We start from the raw sequence: 18016 nt of genomic DNA, 5'->3' as shown, positions 1-18016 counted from the left end.
CACGGCGATGGAGTTCTACCGGGCCGTGGCGGCCGACGACATGGCCACGCAGCACCGGCTGCTCAAGGAGTTCTTCATGCCGTACCTGGCCATCCGCAACCGGGTGGAGGGCTACGGCGTGTCCATCATCAAGGCCGGCGCCCGCATCGTGGGGCGTGACGGGGGGCCGGTGCGCGCGCCGCTGGTGGACCTCAAGCCGCAGGAGATGGAGGCGCTCAAGGCGCTGATCGACAAGCTCGGACCGCAGTAGCCGCGGCGCCCGGGAGGCTGGGAGCGCCTGGGTTTTCCAGGCATCCCTGCCCTTTGCACACTGCCGCACCGGCGGGCTGGTGGGCACCGACGTGTCCTGATATCTAGCAAAATTGGCCTCCAGCGCTTATCCAGAAAGCGCTACAAGCTATCAATACCATAGCAAACGCTTCTCCCCGCGCCAGCGTCCACAGAACCTGCAGCGGGACAGCGCCCGCCTCACACCCGCCCGGCGAACACTTCGGGGCCCAAGCGGGGCGTGGCACCTTTGCGCTCGAAAAGCCACATGCTGTACAGCGGCAGCGCTTCAGCCAGCCGCAGGGGCACGACGCTGTCGGCGGACGCGCCCAGCAGCACCGGGTGCGGCACGACCGCCAGCAGATCAGACCGGGCCACCAGATGGGCCAGGCTGGCAAAGTCCGGGCAGCGCACGGCCATGCGGGGCGCGGGCATGCGCCGCACGCGATGGGCCTCGGTCAGCACGTCCACCGGGCCTTGCACGCTGGGGCCCACGCAGGCCCAGGCCGCGCCAGCCAGCTGCGCCAGCGAGCGAGCCTGGGCCAGCGGGTGGCGCCGCCGCCCATAGACCTGGGGTTGCAGCGCGTACAGCGGCCACTGCACGACGTCCGGGTGCTCAAACCGCCGCGGCCGCGGCGCGATGACGGCATGGAAGGTGTCCCGTAGCAGCCCCGAGAGCAAGCTGCCCTCGTCGGCCGTGCTCATCTCCAGCACGCGCCGGGGCTGGGGCAGGCACCAGGCCTCGTACAAGAGCGGGCCGCACACCAGCGCTGCCGACGCCGTCAACCCCACGCGCAGTACCGCCCGGCTGCCTGTCGCCGGCCCCCTCTGCGCCAGCGCCCCCACACGCTGCGCCAGCGGGCCGCCCTCGGCCGCAAGGCGGCGGGCGAGTTCGGTAGGCATCTGGCGGCGACCCTGGCGCACCAGCAGTGGCGCGCCGACCTGCGCCTGCAATGCCTTGAGCCCCTGGCTGATGGCAGGCTGCGACACTCCGCAGACCTCGGCCGCACGCGCAAACGAGCCCTGGTCGATGACGGATTGGAGGTAGTGCAGATAGCGCAAATACATAAGCAGCTTTTATGTATGACGCGCCATTGTCCCTTGCGCCGCGGCACTCTGGCGGCGAAGCTGGGCGCCTCTCCACCTTCCCGCGGCTTGCCGCCCGCTCCCACCATGGCCCACACCCAGCCCCCATCCACGCCGCTCGACACCGTCCGCACCTACCTCGCCCACCTGCATGCCAGCCACACGGAAGGGCTGATTGCCTGCTTTGAGGACGATGGCGTGGTGCACTCCCCCTTCCTGGGCACGATGCGCGCGAGCGACTTTTTCAAAAAGCTCGCGCAGGCCTCCAGCCGCAGCGTGATCACCGTGCTGGATCTGTTCGTTTCCGCCCCACCAGACAACGGCGGCGCTGTGCGGGTCGCCGCCTACTTCCGCTACGACTGGACCTTGAGCGATGGCCGCGAGGTGGCGTTCACCTGCGTGGATGTGTTCACGTTCGACGCGGGCAGCACCCGCATCCGCGACATGAACATCGTCTACGACACGCACCCGCTGCGCGAGGAAGTGGGCGACAAGTACGCGCCGGAGCCGGTCACAACAATTCCACGCCCTTGAGCGTGACAAAACTGGTCTCGCGCGTCACCTGCACAAAGTCCTGCAGATACGGCCTGGCCGACAGGCTGGGCAGGCAGGCGGCGTGCAGCTCGCCGCGCAGGCCTTTGTCGCCAGGCCCGACTGCAATAGGCCGGGCCGTCACATATCCCCGGTCCAGGTAGCTCTGCACCGCCCACAGCGGCAGGGCTGCCACGCCGCGCCCGCTGGCCACCAGCTGCAGCAGGGCCACCGTCAGTTCGGTCGTGCGGCGCGGGGGGCGCACGCCGGCGGGCTCCAGCACCTGGCGAATCAGGTCCAGCATTTCGTCGGGCACGGGGTAGGTAATGATGGTCTGGTCCGCAAAGTCCTGCGCCACCAGGTGCGGCTTGGCCACCAGCGGGTGCGTGTTGGCCAGCAGCGCGCGGATCTCGAAGCCAAACAGCGCGTGGTAATCCACCCCTGCTTCGTCCGCATCCACCTCCGACACGATGGCCACATCGGCCCGGCCCTGGTGCAGCAGGCCCACCGGGTCGGCGTGGAAGCCACTGACGATGTCCAACTCCACCTCGGGCCAGCGGGTGCGGAAGGCGTCCATCGCGGGCATCAGCCAGTCAAAGCAGGTGTGGCATTCCACCGCAATGCGCATCTGCCCGCCCTGGCCCAGCACCAGGCGGGCGATGTCGCGCTCGGCCCCCTCCACCTGCGGCAGCACGGCATCGGCCAACGCCAGCAGGCGTTCCCCCACGGCGGTGAACTGCGGCGGCACGGACTTGCGCTCAAACAGCGGCTGGCCGTAGCGCTCTTCCAGCAGCTTGATCTGGTGCGACAGCGCCGACTGCGTGAGGTTGAGCAACTGCGCGGCCCGCACCAGGCTGCCGCTGTCGCGCAGGGCCACCAGCGTGCGCAGATGGCGCACTTCCAGAATCGACTGGATCATTATTAATTTTCAAGTTGATCGACAAAAACTTTCGTTTGAATAATATACGAGCGCGCGCGACCATTGGTGCCTTCATTGCATTGCTCCATTCAGAAGAAGGAAATCACCATGTCGCTTGCCGCTCCTACCACCCGCCGCCCCGTGCTCACCCACACCCTGGGCTTTCCGCGCATGGGGGCACAGCGCGAGTTGAAATTCGCGCTCGAATCCTTCTGGCGCGGCGACAGCACCGAGGCCGAACTGCAGGCCACCGCGGCCCAGTTGCGCCAGCGGCACTGGCAGGCCCAGGCCGATGCAGGGCTGGGTTTTGTGACCGTGGGCGACTTTGCGCTGTATGACCACGTGGCCAACCACATCCAGTGGCTGGGCTGCGAGCCTGCGCGCTTTGGCTTTGACGCCCACACGCCCGAGCTGGCCCGCTATTTTGCGATGGCGCGGGGCGTGTCGGCCCCCGCCGAAAACCACCACGGCTGCAGCGCCGGGTGCACCGCCCAGCACCCCACCGCAGGCCAGCCCGCGCTGGAGATGACCAAGTGGTTTGACACCAACTACCACTACCTCGTGCCCGAGTTCAGCGCCCACACGCAGTTCCATCTGGCCAGCGAGCGCCTGTTTGCCGAGGTGGCCGAGGCCCAGGCGCTGGGCCACCGCGTCAAGGCCGTCTTGCTGGGGCCGCTGAGCTTTCTGTGGCTGGGCAAATCCAAAACGGCGGGCTTTGACCGCTTCAGCCTGCTGGAACAGCTGCTCCCCGTGTACGAAGCGGTGTTGGCGCGCCTGAAGGCCCAGGGCGTGGAATGGGTGCAGATTGACGAGCCCATCCTGGGCCTGGACCTGCCCGATGCGTGGCGCCATGCGTTCGAGCCGACGTATTGGCAGTTGGCCCGCAGCGCCCCCCAGCTGCTGCTGGCCACCTACTTCTCGCCCCTGGCCGAAAACCTGCGCCTGGCCTGCCAGCTGCCTGTGGCCGGCCTGCATGTGGACGCCGTGCGCGCACCCGAGGAACTGGTAGGTGTGGCCGACTGGCTGCCTTCCCACAAGGTGCTGTCGGTGGGCATGGTGGACGGCTGCAACATCTGGCGCACCGACCTGGATGCAGCACTGCAAAAGCTGCGCCCGGTGGCCGACAAGCACCAGGGCGAGTTGTGGCTGGCGCCCTCGTGCTCGCTGCTGCATGTGCCGTTCAGCCTGCAGGCCGAAACGCAGTTGGACGCCGAGGTGAAGTCCTGGCTGGCGTTTGCAGTGGAAAAGCTGGATGAGCTGCGCGTGCTCTCCGTCGCTCTGGCCCACGGCGAAGCCGCAGTGGACGATGAACTGCGCGCCGCCCGCACCGCCCTGGCGGCCCGCCGCGCCAGCCCGCGCGTGCATCGCGCCACCGTGGCCGCCCGCATTGCCACCGCCGCCCCCGGTGCCGACCAGCGCGCCAGCGCCTTCCCCGCGCGGCAAAAGGCCCAGCGCGCGCGGCTGAATCTGCCGCTGCTGCCCACCACCACCATCGGCTCGTTCCCGCAGACGGCTGAGATTCGCGCAGCCCGCGCCGCCTTCAAGCGCGGCGCGCTGGATGGCGCCCACTACCAGCAGAAGATGGAAGCGGAAATCCAACTGGCCGTGCGCAAACAGGAAGCGCTGGGCATTGACGTGCTGGTGCACGGCGAGGCCGAGCGCAACGACATGGTCGAGTACTTCGGCGAGCAGCTGGACGGCTTTGCCTTCACCGCCCACGGCTGGGTGCAAAGCTACGGCTCGCGCTGCGTGAAGCCGCCCATCATCTACGGCGACGTGGCCCGCCCCGCCCCGATGACGGTGGCCTGGACGCAATACGCGCAGCGCCTGACCCCCCGGCCCATGAAGGGCATGCTCACCGGCCCCATCACCATCCTGCAGTGGAGCTTTGTGCGCGACGACCAGCCCCGCGCCACCACGGCCGACCAGATCGCCTGGGCCATCCGCGACGAGGTGTGCGACCTGGAGGCCGCCGGCATCGCCATCATCCAGATCGACGAACCCGCCATCCGCGAAGGGCTGCCGCTGCGGCGCGCAGGGTGGAAGAGCTATTTGGATCGCGCCACGCGCGCCTTCCGCATCAGTGCCAGCGGCGTGCGCAACGACACGCAGATCCACACCCACATGTGCTACAGCGAGTTCAACGACATCCTGCCCGCCATCGCGGCCATGGATGCGGATGTGATCACCATTGAAACCAGCCGGTCGGACATGGAATTGCTGCAGGCGTTCGGTGCCACCGCTGCGGGCGGAACGGCCCACTACCGCTACCCGAACGAGATCGGCCCCGGGGTGTACGACATCCACTCCCCCCGCGTGCCCACCGTGGCCGAAATGGTGGCGCTGTTGAAGAAAGCGGCCGAGGTGGTGCGGGTGGAGCACCTGTGGGTCAACCCCGACTGCGGCCTCAAGACCCGGGGCTGGCCGGAGACGGAAGCTGCGCTGCGAAATATGGTGCAGGCAGCCGCATTGGTGCGCCAGGAGTGACAGCGCGACTCGCAAAATATTTGTTATTTTGTGTAAATTTTGAAAGTTAATATTATTACAGAATTGATTGACGCGGCTTCAGATTCACTTAACAATTCGCGCGTTCGCAAAATGAGTTGAATTGTCTGTTGACCAAAGCTGCCGCTTGGTGCGGTAGCATGGCTCCCGGTGGCAGCAAAACAGTTGACCATCGGAGCCTCTCCACCTCAACGGGTCATTGCTGTCACTGTCGGGTTCCGGGCAACCAGGATACTGTCGCAATGGGCTCGGCAACGTCAGTGGTCGTGACATTTTCCGAGGAACTGACGCCCGGCTCCCCCTCTTCCCGCCGCGCTGATGCGGCCAAGATTTTCTGCAATCACTCCAAGCGGGTTCGGCCTATTTGGAGATTTTGATGAATTTTTATCCGATTTTTCTGTCTGTCGTTTATGTGCTGCGCAACCAGGAAGAGCGCATCGAAAGCTTCTTGGCATCGGCCACGGCCCAGTTGCGTTCGCTGGTGTGCGACTATGAATTGATCATCGTAGATAACGCTTCCACGGACGGCAGCCTTGCGCGCCTGCGCCAGCTGGTAACCCAGGACTCCAATCCCAACGTGCAGGTCTATTCCCTTATCAAGGAAGTAGATGCCGATACTGCTTCCTGGGTGGGGCTTGAAAATGCCCTGGGGGATTATGTGGCGGTCCTGGACCCATTGAAGGACGACATTTCCTTTCTGCCGCAGATGCTTGCTCAGACCAGCAACGGCGCAGAAGTGGTCTTTGCAAAGAACGTGGAAAAAACCCCGCAGAGCATTGCCTACACCGTTGCCTACCACGCTTTTTTGCAGCTTTACAAGCTATTCAGTGGCATTCACCTCGAAAAAGAGGCCCCGCAATACCGGGTTTTGAGCAAGCGGGTCATCAACTTTATCCTGCAACATCCCCAGCCCGCCTTGACCTACCGGCATCTGCCGGCGACGGGCGGTTTTGAACGGGCCAATCTGGAATACCGCAGCCGCCCCCAGACACCGCAGGTCAAAAAGCTGGGGGAGAGCATCCACCGCGGCCTGCGCCTGCTCGTATCCACCACCCAGGCCCCCTTGCGGGCAGTGACTTTTCTGTGCCTTTTCGGCGCTGCCGCCAATCTGGTCTATTCCCTGTATGTCGTGGCCATTGGCATCTTCAAGACCAACGTGGCGCCCGGCTGGATCAGCTTGTCGCTGCAGCAGTCGGGCATGTTCTTTCTGCTGTCGCTGGTGCTCCTGGTCCTTGGCGAGTACATCGTTCACGTCGTGAAAGCCTCCACGGACGGGCCGCTTTACCACGTGGTGCAGGAGTTCACCAGTACCCACATGACCCGGCAAAACAAACTCAACCTTGAGGAAGTCGTGCCGGCCGCGCGCACCCCGCGTGCGGCCCCCCAATCCGAACCGGTGGCATGACGTCGCCGCACCAGATTTTTGACGCCACGGTGATTGGCGGCGGTTTCTACGGCGCGGCGATTGCCATCTACCTGGCGGGCCAGCGCGGTTTGCGGCGGGTGCTGCTGCTGGAGCGGGAGCCCAGCCTTCTGGCGAGGGCGTCCTACCACAACCAGGCGCGGGTCCACAACGGCTACCACTATCCGCGCAGCTTCACCACGGCATTTCGCAGCCGCGTGAACCTGCCGCAGTTCGTGCGAGACTGGCCGCAGGCCATCACCCAGGACTTCACCAAGCTGTACGCGATTGCTCGCCGCAACTCCAAGGTCACCGCGCGGCAGTTCGAACGCTTCTGCCGCGATATTGGCGCCACCATCCAGCGTGCGGACGCAACGCTGCAGAAGCTGTTCGAGCCCCGCTTGATCGAAGAGGTCTTCCTGGTACAGGAGTACGCGTTCAACGCAAGAATGCTCGCAGAGCAGGCCGCCCGGGAATTGCGGGACACCGGCGTGGAGGTGTGGTTCGAAACCTGCGCCAAAGCGCTGCATGCCGCAGCCGACGGCAGGATTCGCGTGTCCGTGCAACGTGCCGATGGCACGCTGCAAGCTGTGGAGAGCACCTACGTCTTCAATTGCACTTACAGCGGCATCAACCAGCTGGAAGGCGATTTCCCCGGCGTCAAAACCGGCCTGAAGCAGGAAATTACCGAGATGGCCCTGGTGCGCATGCCGCCACCGCTGGCAGAACTGGGCATCACGGTGATGGATGGGCCCTTTTTCTCCATGATGCCGTTTCCCGCCCGCGGCCTGCACACGCTGTCGCACGTGCGGTACACGCCCCATGCGTATTGGATGGATGCAAGAGGCGTCAATCCCTACACCCGGCTTTCCGCATACCCGCAGGAGACGCGTTTTGACCGGATGCTGCGTGACGTCGCAAGGTACATCCCGTCTGCCCGGGACATGGAATATGTGGAATCCCTTTTTGAGGTCAAAACCGTGCTTCAGAAGAATGAAGGGGATGATGGGCGCCCCATTCTGTGGGAAAAGCACGAGGAATTGCCCGGCTGCTACTCCATCCTCGGTGGAAAAATCGACAATATCTACGATGTCCTGCAGAAGCTGGACACAGAGAATTTACCCATCAAGCAACCGTATAACGTATGAACAATGCGCTCATTGGGCATTCAGGCTTCGTCGGCAGCGTTTTGCTGAGGCAAACGCCGTTTGAAGCGACCTTTCGCTCCACCAATATTCAAGAGATTGCCGGGCGCGACTTCGACACCGTGGTCTGCGCCGGCGCGCCCGCGCAGAAATGGATCGCCAACAAGGATCCCCAGGCGGATCTGGAAAAAATCCAGCAATTGATGGCCCATCTGGGCGCCATGCAGTGCCGCACGTTCGTGCTGATCAGCACCGTGGACGTGTTCCAGCAACCCATCGGCGTGCGGGAGGATTCCCCGGTGCCGGAGGCGGGTCTGCACGCCTACGGCCTGCACCGGCGCTACCTGGAGCAATTTGTGCAGGAGCGCTTTGCCAACCATTTGATCGTCCGGCTGCCCGGCCTGGTCGGCCCGGGCCTGCGCAAAAACGTCATCTTTGACTTGCACAACGCCAACCAGTTGCACGCCATCGAAAGCCGGGGCTCTTTCCAGTTCTACCCCATGGTCAACCTGTGGGCCGACATCACCACCGCATTGAAGGCGCGATTGAAGCTGGTCCACCTGACAGCAGCGCCCATCACCGTGGCGCAGGTCGCCCAGGAGGGTTTTGGCCGAACGTTCACCCAAACACTTGAAAACCGCGCTCCCGCGGTCTATGACATGCAGACGCTCCACGCCGAGGTCTTTGGCGGCCAGGGCGCCTACCAGTACAGCCAGCGCGAAACCATCCAGGCCATCCGTTCATACGCGCAGTGGGAGCCTCGGACCCTTGCGCCGGAGGCGGGAGCATGAGGCTCTCGATCTCGAACATCGCCTGGGACCCGAGCGATGACGAAGCCGTCGCCGCGCTGCTGGCGCGCCACGGGGTGGATGCCATCGACATCGCGCCCGGCAAGTACTTTCCCCGGCCCCTGGAGGCGCGCACGGAAGATGTCCACCGCGTTCGGCAGTGGTGGGCGCAACGGGGCATCGAGATCACGGGCATGCAAGCCTTGCTGTTTGGCACGAGCGGTCTGAACGTGTTTGCCCCTGAGCCGACACAGCAAGCCCTGCTGACGCATCTCGACGCGGTCTGCCGCATCGGGGGGCAGTTGGGTGCAACCCGCCTGGTCTTTGGATCGCCCAGGAACCGCGATCGCACCGGGTTGACCGATGCGCAAGCGCACGCGGACGCCGTTGCGTTCTTCACGCAGTTGGGCGACGTGGCGCAGCGGCATGGCGTGGTGGTGTGCCTGGAGCCCAACCCGCCCTGCTATGGCGCCAACTTCATGACGACCAGCGCCGAGACGGCGCGCGTGGTGGAGGCCGTGGCCCATCCCGCCATCCGCATGCAGCTCGACACCGGGGCCCTCACCATCAACGGCGAGGCCATTGGCGACGTGCTGGCGGCCCATGGCTCTCTGGTGGGCCACATCCACCTCAGCGAGCCCGACCTCGTCCCCCTGGGCGACAAGGGCGTGGACCATGGCGCATTGCACCGCGCCATGGCGGCCGCCCTGCCCCACCATGTCGCGACTATCGAGATGCTGGCGACGACGGCGGAGCCGCCGCTGGATGCGGTGGACCGTGCGCTACGGTTCGCCAACGCGCACTACCGTGCGGAACGAAAGGCTGTGGCATGAAGTGGCTGATCCTCATCCTGGGCATTGCATCCAACGCCTGGGCCAGCGTCTTGATCAAGATCGCCATGACACCGCCACGGCGTTTTCCCTCGCCTGCCGATCCGCAGGCGGCCTTGGCCAACTGGCCGTTCTGGCTGGGTCTGCTGCTGTACGGCGGCGCCTTGCTGTTCTATGCAGCCGCGCTGGCCCGCCTGCCCCTGAACGTGGCGCACCCCATCCTCACGTGCGGCGCAGTGGCCACGGTGGCCGTGCTTTCCACGCTGGTCTTCAACGAGCCGTTTCATTGGACGACCATCACCGGCATCGTCCTGGTCATTGCCGGCGTGGCCCTTATTTCAGCAAAGGTGTGGTGATGGCTTCCGAACCGATTCCCGCAGCGCTGCGGACGACCTGGCAAGTACCGAGTTTTGACCTCCCGCTGTGGAAGGAGCGCGCGCACCCTTGGTGCGTCGTCATCCCGGTCATCAACGAGGGAGAACGGCTGGCGCGGCTTCTGCAGCGCATGGCGCAGCACGGCATTTCCAATAGGGCCGACATCCTGATCGTGGATGGCGGCAGCCAGGACGGGTCCACCGACACCGGCCGGCTGCAGGGCCTCGGCGTGCGCGGCTTGCTGGTCAAGACCGGCGCCGGAAAACTCAGCGCGCAACTGCGGTGCGCGTACGCGTTCGCCTTGGACCAAGGCTACGAAGGCATTGTCACCATCGACGGCAACGACAAGGACGACCCCGAAGCCATCCCCCGGTTCATTGCAGCGTTGCAGGAAGGGGTGGATTTTGTCCAGGCCTCGCGCTTTGTCCCAGGCGGCATCGCGGAAAACACGCCGGCATCGCGCGACTTCGCGATTCGCTGGATTCATGCGCCCTGCCTCAGCTTGGCCTCCGGCTTTTCCTGGACAGACACCACGCAAGGATTTCGCGCCTACAGCCGGCGGATGCTGCTGGATCCGCAGATCGCGCCGTTCCGGGATGTGTTCGTAGCGTATGAGCTTTTGGCGTACCTTTCGTACCGCGCCCCCAAGCTGGGCTACCGGTGCGTGGAATTGCCCACCTCCCGAAAATACCCGCAGGGCGAGGTGCCTACAAAGATCAGCAGCTTTAAGGGCAATCTTGCGGTTTTGATGACACTGTTCCGGGCCTGCACGGGCAAGTACGACCCCCGGATTTTGGGAGCGTGACGGCATGGCCGTCATCCCGCCCTCATCCTGCGCGGCCCGCATTTCAGCACCGCCGGTCCTGCGCCCCACCCGGTGAGAACGGGGCGCCACTGCGCATCGCCAACGCACAAATCAAGAATCCCTTCTTCCGTGAATAAAGAAACATCCCCGATCTTGTCCGGACAAGTAAAGACCGAGCGCCTGCTGAACGGCTTGCTGATTGTCGTGCTCGTCATTTTTGCATTCCTGGCCATTCGCTACCAGTATTTCCTGTTGCGCCACATCGAATGGGGTGACGAGTCCGAGACCGTGGTCACCGCAAAAATGATGGCGGCGGGACAAAAGCTCTATTCGGAAATCTTCAATCACCATGGGCCGCTGACTTTTCTCAGTGGCGTGCTGCTGGAAAGTTTTGGCGACTTCGGGGTCCGTGGCCACCGGGTACCGATCGCGTTGCTGCAATGGGCAGGGTTGCTGTCCATCTATTTCTCCCCCCTCTTCTCCAGCAAGAGCGTCAAGATCGGCTGCACGGTTTTTGCAGCCAGCGTGATGCTTCTGTATTTTCCCGAGCTGCTGGGGCACATGTACACCTACCAGGCGATTACAGGGGCATTTCTGCTCATCATCTTGTTCCTGTACACCTTCCCCGCCATCCTGCGGCCTGATTCCGTAACGCCCGCTCGGAGCTTTACAGGGTCGCTGCTGATTGCCGGGTTGCCGTTTCTCGCCGTGACCTATATTCCGCTGGCGGGCATTCTATTTTTGGTCTCGCTCCGAAAGCGCCACCTGCGCGCCGCGTTGGCGGGAACCGCCGTGGGGGTTGCCGCGAACCTGCTGTTTCTTGCGGTCTATGGCTCACTGCCGGGTTATCTGGCCTTTCACCTCTACCTCAACAGCGCGATTCTCCCCATTTACCTTGAGTCGCGGACGTTCGAATCGTTCGTCTTCGTGACCCTTCGTGGATTGACCAGCAATCTAGGACAGTTCAGCTACTTCATGGGAGCGGCCGCAGGCATCCTGGTACTGGCCTCGCACGAGAAAGCCGTGCCATGGCGCAGCATTCTTCTCGCATTGGGGATTGCCAGCCTGCTTATTCGGGGAGATGATTTTCACGGGCTTCCTTATTACCATGCCGTGATTGCCCTGGTTATCCTTTTGACCCTCCGCATTGCCACGTTGAACACGCAGGCAAAAATGGTGAGTGCTTTCATTCTCATCATTTTGGCACTCAAGGTTTCGCTCGTTCTACCCGGTGAACGGCAGTACTTCACCATGCGCAAAATAGCAGAAAAAACAGAATTCTCCGAACTGGTCCAAAGATTTACCACCAAGGGCGACAAGATTATCGCCTACACCAACCGGAACTTCGAATATATCGTCGCCGACCGGCTGCCCGCCTCCGGAAATTTCTTCTATTTTCCCTGGCAGGAAAAGTACAACGAAGATCCCCAGTACGGCATCAAGATCGACGCCTGCCAGCAGATTGCGGACTATCGTCCCAAGGTCATGCTGCTGGACAAATGGAAGGTGTGGGACCGCTTTCCCTGGGAGAGCTATGCGGGGTGCATCCAGACCATCGTGGATGAGCACTACACACAGGTGCCAGGACGCCCGTACTACCTGCGCAACGACATCTACCGCGCCGACGCTCTGACCCCCTGATACCTCACCAGCCCCTTGCGCAAGGGATGCTCTGCACGAATCGAGCGGAAAGTGTGCGCTGCGGATCGGGAGGGGCTGCAAGGCGCAAAACGCAGCAATAGCCGCAGCTATTGCGAGGATTTGCAACGCGGCAGACCGCCCGAGTCCGCAGATGCACACGGCGCGGTGATTTGTGCAGAGGATCCCAAGGGGCTTGGCAGCGTCCGCTCCCTGCCCATCTTTGGCCGGAATTCCCCTTTAAAAAGCAGGGCTAATCAATGATTGACAAGACAAATATTGTCTTGGAAATTAGATTCGCCCCATGACCTCCCGTTCTCCGTCCCCCGGCGCCGGCTTCTACCAGCCCTGCCACCTCGTTCCCGAAGAGAGCGTCGGCTACCTGATGCGCCGGGTGATGTCGTCCATCCGCACGCAGGCCGATGCCCAGCTCGCTGCGCACGACCTGACCTACGCGCAATGGCTGCCCTTGTTCAAGCTCTCGCTGCACGAGAGCGCCACCGTGGCGGCGCTGGCCCGCGATCTGGAAACGGACCCGGCGTCCATGACCCGTTCGCTGGACCGCATCGAAGCCAAGGGGCTCGTCGTGCGCGAACGCTCCACGGTGGACCGGCGCGTAGTGCAGCTTCGGCTCACCCCCGAGGGGCAGCGCGTGGCCGACCTTGTTCCGCCCGTGCTCGCCGACGTGCTCAACGGCCACCTCAGCGACTTCAGCCACGACGAATGGCAGATGCTGCTGGGCCTGCTGCGCCGCATGCTGGCCAATGGCGAGGCATTGCGCCAGCAGCGCGGCACGGACGCGCCTGCAGCCTGATGCCGCCCCCCCTGCCACTTCTCGCACTCCACACAACACCTGAAAAACCATTCTGGAGAAACCCGTGAATTCCGACGCTCCCCTGCCCTCCACCCGCAAGGCCCTGGCGGCACATTTCGCTGTGTCAGCGTTGGCCCTGGCCGCCGCAATCCTGCTGGCGGGCTGTGCCAGCCCCGGCGCACCCCACACGCCGCTGGCCCAGACCTCCCCCGCCGCCGTCGGCCTGAGCACCACCGCCACCGGCGAGACGGCCGCGCCTGCCCAATGGTGGACGGCCCTCGGGGATGCCCAACTGAACGCCTTGATCGACACGGCACTGCAAGGCAGCCCCAGCCTGGCCGCAAGCCGCGCCCGGCTGGAGCAGGCCATTGCCCTGAGCCAGGTGCGCGAGGCCGCCAACGGCCCGCAGGCCACCCTGGGCGTGGACGCGACCCGCCAGCGCTACAGCGCCAACGGCCTGGTGCCCGCCCCGATTGCCGGCAACACCTACAACAGCGGCAACGTGCAGGCCACGCTGAGCTGGTCGCCCGACTTCTTCGGCCAGCACGCGGCCGAGCTGCAAGCGGCGCTGGGCCAGGCACGGGCGGCTCAGGCCGACGCAGCGGCGGCGGCCAATACCCTGGCCGCCCAGGTGGGCCGCGGCTACGTGGCGCTGGCCCGGCTGGTGGCGCAGCGCGACGTGGCCGTTCGGGCCCTGGAGCAGCGCGAAGAGCAGCGCAAGCTCACGCAGGAACGCACCGCGGCGGGCCTGGACAGCCAGGTCGAGCTGACCCAGGCCCAGGCGGCCGTGCCCGATGCACGCACCCAGATCGAGGCGCTGGACGAGCAGATCACCCTGGGCCGCCGCCAGCTGGCCGTGCTGACCGGACAGGCCCCGGATGCCCTGCCCAGCCTCACGCCCCGGCTGGCCACATTGCACCCCCTGGCCGTGCCCGACGTGCTGGGCGCCGACCTGCTGGGCCGCCGGCCCGATGTGGTGGCCGCGCGTTGGCGCGTCGAGGCCGCCACCCAGGGCGTGAACAGTGCAAGAAGCGAGTTCTATCCCAACATCAACATCGGCGCCTTCGTCGGGCTGAATGCGCTGGGACTGGACCGGCTGTTCAATGGCAGTTCGCGCCAGATGGGCGTGACACCCGCCCTGCGACTGCCGATTTTTGACGGGGGCCGCCTGCGCGCCCAGTTGGGAGGCCGCCAGGCCGAGCTGGATGCCGCCATCGCCCAGTACAACGGCGCGGTGCTGGACGCCGTGAAGGAAGCGGGCGACGCCATCGCGTCGGTGCAGTCCCTCACCCGCCAGCAGGCCCTGCAGGACGAAGCCGTGGCCAGCGCGGAAAAAGCCTACCGCTTTGCGCAAGAGCGCTACCGCGCGGGTCTGGGCAACTACCTGGTCGTGCTGTCCACCGAAAGCCAGGTGCTGGCCCAGCGCCGTCTGGCGGTGGACCTGCGGGCCCGCCAGCTGGACACGCGCCTGGTGCTCATGAAGGCGCTGGGCGGCGGGTGGGCCGATGACACGGCGGGATGAAACACCCCCTGAGCCGCTTCGCGTCTTCCCCCTCTCTCGCTCCGCGGGAGGGGGACGCCCCCGGTGGCCTGGCAAAGCCAGTTCCACGGGCGCTCTGGCCTCGGCCGCGCCAGTTGCATAAGTAGCTGGCAATGCCCAACCCGATCAAAAACGCATAACAACACATTCCTGAAAGACCACTGCCATGACCGCCAAAAGCGAACCCCTCACCGCCAACGAAGCCAACACCGCCCGCCGCCGGGGGCTCACCCTCATTGCCGCCGCCGTGGCCATCGCCGCCCTGGGCTGGGGTGGCTGGCACTGGGCCAACGGCCGCCATGTGGAGACCACCGACAACGCCTATGTGGCAGGCAATGTGGTGCAGATCACGCCCCAGGTGGGCGGCACCGTGGTGTCCATTGGCGCGGACGATACCGACTACGTCAAGGCCGGCCAGGTGCTGGTGAAGCTGGACCCTGCCGACGCCCGCGTGGCGCTGGAGCAGGCCGAGGCCCAGCTGGCCCAGACGGTGCGCGAAGTGCGCACGCTGTATGCCAACACCTCGGCGCTGAAGGCCCAGGTCAGCCTGCGCAGTGCCGATCTGGCCCGCGCCCAGGCCGATGCCGCGCGCATGCAGGACGACGTGAACCGCCGCGCCCCGCTGATGGCCAGCGGCGCCGTGGGCAAGGAAGAGTTCCAGCACGCCAATGCCCAGCTGGCCGCCGCCAAGAGCACCGTGGCCGCAGCCCAGTCGGCCGTGGTCGCAGCGCAGGAACAGCTGGCCGCCAGCCAGACGCAGACCGAAGGCACGTCGGTTGAGCAGCACCCCAACGTGCAGCGCGCTGCCGCCCGCGTGCGCGAGGCCTACCTGGCCGTCCAGCGCGCCCAGCTGCTGGCCCCGCTGGACGGCCATGTGGCCAAGCGCGGCGTGCAGGTGGGCCAGCGCGTGCAGGCCGGCGCCCCGCTGATGACGCTGGTGCCGCTGAACGACCTGTGGGTGGATGCGAACTTCAAGGAAAGCCAGCTCAAGACCCTGCGCATCGGCCAGGCCGCCGAGCTGGAAGCCGACGTGTACGGCACCAAGGTGGTCTACCACGGCACGGTGGCTGGCCTCGGGGCGGGCACGGGCGCCGCGTTCGCGCTGCTGCCGGCCCAAAATGCCACCGGCAACTGGATCAAGGTGGTGCAGCGCGTGCCCGTGCGCATTGCGCTGGACCCGAAGGAAGTGGCCGAACACCCGCTGCGCGTGGGCTTGTCCATGGAAGTGAAAGTGGACACCGCCGATCAAAGCGGCAAGACCCTGGCCGATACCCAGCGCACGGCTCCCGTGGCGGCCACCGCCGTGTTTGACGAGCAGTTCAAGGCCGCCGACGACGAAGTGGCGCACATCATCGCGGCCAACCTGGGACGCAGCAGCAAGGCCGCCGTGGCCCTGGCGTCGCCCAAGGTCAGCAGCCAAGTCCCCATGCAGGCGCAAAAGCACGCGTCGGCCCCGGCGCAGCCCGCCGTGCAAGCCCCGGTGGTGCAGCAGTAAGCAGGTTGACCAAGCATGACTGCCGCCAACCCCACCGCTGAACCGGCAGGCCAGGCCCCCGCCCCGGCCGCGCCTCCGCCACCGGCTGCGCCGCCCGGGCCGCCCGCGGCCTACCCGCCGCTGCACGGGACGGCCCTGCTGCTGGGCACGCTGTCGCTGTCCCTGGCCACGTTCATGAACGTGCTGGACTCGTCCATTGCCAACGTTTCCATCCCCGCCATCGCGGGGGACCTGGGCGTGAGCCCGAACCAGGGCACCTGGGTCATCACGAGCTTCGGCGTGGCCAACGCCATTTCCGTGCCGCTCACCGGCTGGCTCACGCAGCGCTTTGGCGCGGTGCGCCTGTTCACCATGAGCGTGCTGCTGTTCGTGCTCACGTCCTGGCTGTGCGGCTTCGCCTCATCGCTGGAAATGCTGGTGTTCTTCCGGGTGCTCCAGGGTCTGGTGGCCGGGCCGATGATTCCGCTGTCGCAGACTCTGCTGCTGGCCAGCTACCCCCGCGCGCTAGCGGGCACGGCGCTGGCGCTGTGGGGCGTGACCACGCTGGTCGCCCCGGTGGTGGGACCGCTCCTGGGCGGGTGGATCACCGACAACATCTCGTGGCCGTGGATCTTCTACATCAATGTGCCCGTGGGGCTGCTGGCCGGCGTGCTGACCTGGGGCATCTACCACAAGCGCGAAACGCCGATCCGCAAGCTGCCCATCGACACGGTGGGCCTCTCCCTGCTGGTGCTGTGGGTGGGCGCGCTGCAGCTCATGCTGGACAAGGGCAAGGAGCTGGACTGGTTTGCTTCGGGCGAGATCATCACGCTGGCCGTGGTGGCTGTCATCGCATTTGCCGTCTTCCTGGTGTGGGAGCTGACCGAAAAACACCCGGTGGTGGACCTCAAGCTCTTCAAGGGCCGCAATTTCACCTTTGGCGCGCTGGCGCTGTCCGTGGCCTACGCCTTGTTCTTCGGCAACGTGGTGCTGCTGCCGCTGTGGTTGCAGCAGTGGATGGGCTACACCGCCACCTCGGCCGGCATGGCGCTGGCGCCGGTGGGCGTGTTTGCCATCCTGCTCACGCCGCTGGTGGGGCGCAAGGTCGGGCAGTGGGATCCCCGCCGCATGGCCACCGGGGCCTTTGTGGTGTTCAGCACCGTGCTGTGGATGCGATCGCAGTTCACCGTGCAGACCGATTTCATCCACATCCTGGTCCCCACGCTGCTGCAGGGCGCGGCCATGGCGTTCTTCTTCATCCCGCTCACCACGCTGACGCTGGCAGGCATTGCGCCCGAACGGATTCCTGCCGCGGCAGGCCTGTCCAACTTCGTGCGCATCACCGCCGGGGCCATGGGCACCTCCATCGCCACCACGCTCTGGGAGAGCCGCGCCGCCATGCACCATGCGCACCTGACCGAGGGGCTGGTGCAAGGCCAGGGGGTATTTGCCCAGACGCTGAGCAACCTGGCGGCAGCCGGGCTCTCGCAGGAACAGGCGCTGGCGCAGATCAACCGGCTCATCGACCAGCAGGCCTTCACGCGCGCGGCCGACGACATCTTCCTGGGCTCGTCGGGCCTGTTCCTGTTCCTTATCGCGCTCATCTGGCTGACCCGCCGACCGCCCCGCGCGGCAGGCGGCGGCGCTGCCGACGCGGGCGGCGCCCACTGACGGCAAAGATCCCCGCACGGGTTCACGCTCCAGGAGCGTGTTGAGACCCTAAAAGCTTGCAGCGCCCGCCCCCAAAGCGCTGCAAGCTCTTTTTTTGATAGCAATCAACCGACTCTCGGGGCACTCGTGTCCCGAGTGGGAGAGTTGGTTGATGAACTAAAGAGGCCGAAATCATCGTCAGGCAAGGCGCAAACCACAGCGATAGCCGGTGCTATCGCGAGGATTT

Annotated in this window: 15 protein-coding genes and 1 pseudogene; 14 read left to right on the top strand and 2 right to left on the bottom strand. The window is 65.3% G+C overall.

The annotated features are described in order from the left end of the window. A pseudogene (locus LWW96_RS02670) lies at positions 1–250 on the top strand (5-dehydro-4-deoxyglucarate dehydratase); the annotation flags it as partial. Between the two features lie 218 nt (positions 251–468). Here the strand turns inward: LWW96_RS02670 and LWW96_RS02665 are convergent. Then, entirely contained in the window at positions 469–1335 is an 867-nt protein-coding gene (locus tag LWW96_RS02665; protein ID WP_291484115.1) for a LysR family transcriptional regulator, read from the bottom strand. Between the two features lie 105 nt (positions 1336–1440). On the opposite strand from LWW96_RS02665, the gene LWW96_RS02660 reads away from it, so the two are divergent. Further along, positions 1441–1887 carry a nuclear transport factor 2 family protein gene (locus tag LWW96_RS02660; RefSeq protein WP_291484114.1) on the top strand — a complete coding sequence of 149 codons (447 nt, stop codon included), beginning with the start codon at positions 1441–1443 and terminating at the stop codon, positions 1885–1887. Here the strand turns inward: LWW96_RS02660 and LWW96_RS02655 are convergent. After that, positions 1865–2803 (bottom strand): LysR family transcriptional regulator, encoded by a 939-nt coding sequence (locus tag LWW96_RS02655; protein ID WP_291484113.1) that lies wholly within the window; start codon positions 2801–2803, stop codon positions 1865–1867. The two genes, LWW96_RS02660 and LWW96_RS02655, sit on opposite strands and share 23 nt — an antisense overlap. Before the next feature lie 108 nt (positions 2804–2911). Between LWW96_RS02655 and metE the strand changes: the two genes are divergently transcribed. From metE to LWW96_RS02595, 12 genes are all read left to right on the top strand, one after another. After that, positions 2912–5290 (top strand): 5-methyltetrahydropteroyltriglutamate--homocysteine S-methyltransferase, encoded by a 2379-nt coding sequence (metE, locus tag LWW96_RS02650; protein ID WP_291484112.1) that lies wholly within the window; start codon positions 2912–2914, stop codon positions 5288–5290. Positions 5291–5684: 394 nt separating this feature from the next. Then, complete coding sequence (locus tag LWW96_RS02645; RefSeq protein WP_291484111.1) at positions 5685–6713, top strand: glycosyltransferase; 1029 nt, start codon at positions 5685–5687, stop codon at positions 6711–6713. After that, positions 6710–7858: an FAD-dependent oxidoreductase gene (locus tag LWW96_RS02640; protein ID WP_291484110.1), complete on the top strand. Its 1149-nt coding sequence runs from the start codon at positions 6710–6712 to the stop codon at positions 7856–7858. The genes LWW96_RS02645 and LWW96_RS02640 overlap by 4 nt, the downstream gene beginning before the upstream one ends. Then, positions 7855–8646 carry a pyridine nucleotide transhydrogenase gene (locus tag LWW96_RS02635; protein ID WP_291484109.1) on the top strand — a complete coding sequence of 264 codons (792 nt, stop codon included), beginning with the start codon at positions 7855–7857 and terminating at the stop codon, positions 8644–8646. Before LWW96_RS02640 ends, LWW96_RS02635 begins: the two co-directional genes overlap by 4 nt. Further along, on the top strand, positions 8643–9476 hold the full coding sequence (locus LWW96_RS02630) for a sugar phosphate isomerase/epimerase family protein (protein WP_291484108.1): 834 nt from the start codon (positions 8643–8645) through the stop codon (positions 9474–9476). Before LWW96_RS02635 ends, LWW96_RS02630 begins: the two co-directional genes overlap by 4 nt. Continuing rightward, the gene (locus LWW96_RS02625; RefSeq protein WP_291484107.1) at positions 9473–9829 is read left to right on the top strand and encodes an EamA family transporter; all 357 of its coding nucleotides are present in this window, start codon (positions 9473–9475) and stop codon (positions 9827–9829) included. Before LWW96_RS02630 ends, LWW96_RS02625 begins: the two co-directional genes overlap by 4 nt. Then, complete coding sequence (locus tag LWW96_RS02620) at positions 9829–10653, top strand: glycosyltransferase family 2 protein (protein WP_291484106.1); 825 nt, start codon at positions 9829–9831, stop codon at positions 10651–10653. Before LWW96_RS02625 ends, LWW96_RS02620 begins: the two co-directional genes overlap by 1 nt. 129 nt (positions 10654–10782) lie before the next feature. Next, the gene (locus LWW96_RS02615) at positions 10783–12294 is read left to right on the top strand and encodes a hypothetical protein (RefSeq protein WP_291484105.1); all 1512 of its coding nucleotides are present in this window, start codon (positions 10783–10785) and stop codon (positions 12292–12294) included. 301 nt (positions 12295–12595) lie between these two features. Then, positions 12596–13105, top strand: a complete 510-nt coding sequence (locus LWW96_RS02610; protein ID WP_291484104.1) for a MarR family winged helix-turn-helix transcriptional regulator — start codon at positions 12596–12598, stop codon at positions 13103–13105. A gap of 82 nt (positions 13106–13187) precedes the next feature. After that, a complete protein-coding gene (locus LWW96_RS02605; RefSeq protein WP_291484121.1) occupies positions 13188–14627 on the top strand; it encodes an efflux transporter outer membrane subunit in 1440 nt (479 codons plus the stop codon). 184 nt (positions 14628–14811) lie between these two features. Continuing rightward, on the top strand, positions 14812–16140 hold the full coding sequence (locus LWW96_RS02600; RefSeq protein ID WP_291484103.1) for an HlyD family efflux transporter periplasmic adaptor subunit: 1329 nt from the start codon (positions 14812–14814) through the stop codon (positions 16138–16140). 15 nt (positions 16141–16155) lie between these two features. Continuing rightward, positions 16156–17790, top strand: coding sequence for a DHA2 family efflux MFS transporter permease subunit (locus LWW96_RS02595; RefSeq protein WP_291484102.1), 1635 nt, complete (start codon positions 16156–16158; stop codon positions 17788–17790). Positions 17791–18016: the final 226 nt, after the last annotated feature.

Source organism: Acidovorax sp. (genome assembly GCF_021287135.1).
Lineage (GTDB): Bacteria > Pseudomonadota > Gammaproteobacteria > Burkholderiales > Burkholderiaceae_C > Acidovorax.
Note: the sequence above shows the minus strand (reverse complement) of the source record. Positions and strands in the feature narration are given on the sequence as shown.

What these genes read in the sequence shown, in the direction of transcription:
- LWW96_RS02610 (WP_291484104.1), top strand. Translation starts at nt 12,596, where the DNA reads ATGACCTCCCGTTCTCCGTCCCCCGGCGCCGGCTTCTACCAGCCCTGC.
- LWW96_RS02630 (WP_291484108.1), top strand. Translation starts at nt 8,643, where the DNA reads ATGAGGCTCTCGATCTCGAACATCGCCTGGGACCCGAGCGATGACGAA.
- LWW96_RS02640 (WP_291484110.1), top strand. Translation starts at nt 6,710, where the DNA reads ATGACGTCGCCGCACCAGATTTTTGACGCCACGGTGATTGGCGGCGGT.
- LWW96_RS02660 (WP_291484114.1), top strand. Translation starts at nt 1,441, where the DNA reads ATGGCCCACACCCAGCCCCCATCCACGCCGCTCGACACCGTCCGCACC.
- metE (WP_291484112.1), top strand. Translation starts at nt 2,912, where the DNA reads ATGTCGCTTGCCGCTCCTACCACCCGCCGCCCCGTGCTCACCCACACC.
- LWW96_RS02620 (WP_291484106.1), top strand. Translation starts at nt 9,829, where the DNA reads ATGGCTTCCGAACCGATTCCCGCAGCGCTGCGGACGACCTGGCAAGTA.
- LWW96_RS02665 (WP_291484115.1), bottom strand. Translation starts at nt 1,335, where the DNA reads ATGTATTTGCGCTATCTGCACTACCTCCAATCCGTCATCGACCAGGGC.
- LWW96_RS02645 (WP_291484111.1), top strand. Translation starts at nt 5,685, where the DNA reads ATGAATTTTTATCCGATTTTTCTGTCTGTCGTTTATGTGCTGCGCAAC.
- LWW96_RS02635 (WP_291484109.1), top strand. Translation starts at nt 7,855, where the DNA reads ATGAACAATGCGCTCATTGGGCATTCAGGCTTCGTCGGCAGCGTTTTG.
- LWW96_RS02600 (WP_291484103.1), top strand. Translation starts at nt 14,812, where the DNA reads ATGACCGCCAAAAGCGAACCCCTCACCGCCAACGAAGCCAACACCGCC.
- LWW96_RS02595 (WP_291484102.1), top strand. Translation starts at nt 16,156, where the DNA reads ATGACTGCCGCCAACCCCACCGCTGAACCGGCAGGCCAGGCCCCCGCC.
- LWW96_RS02625 (WP_291484107.1), top strand. Translation starts at nt 9,473, where the DNA reads ATGAAGTGGCTGATCCTCATCCTGGGCATTGCATCCAACGCCTGGGCC.
- LWW96_RS02655 (WP_291484113.1), bottom strand. Translation starts at nt 2,803, where the DNA reads ATGATCCAGTCGATTCTGGAAGTGCGCCATCTGCGCACGCTGGTGGCC.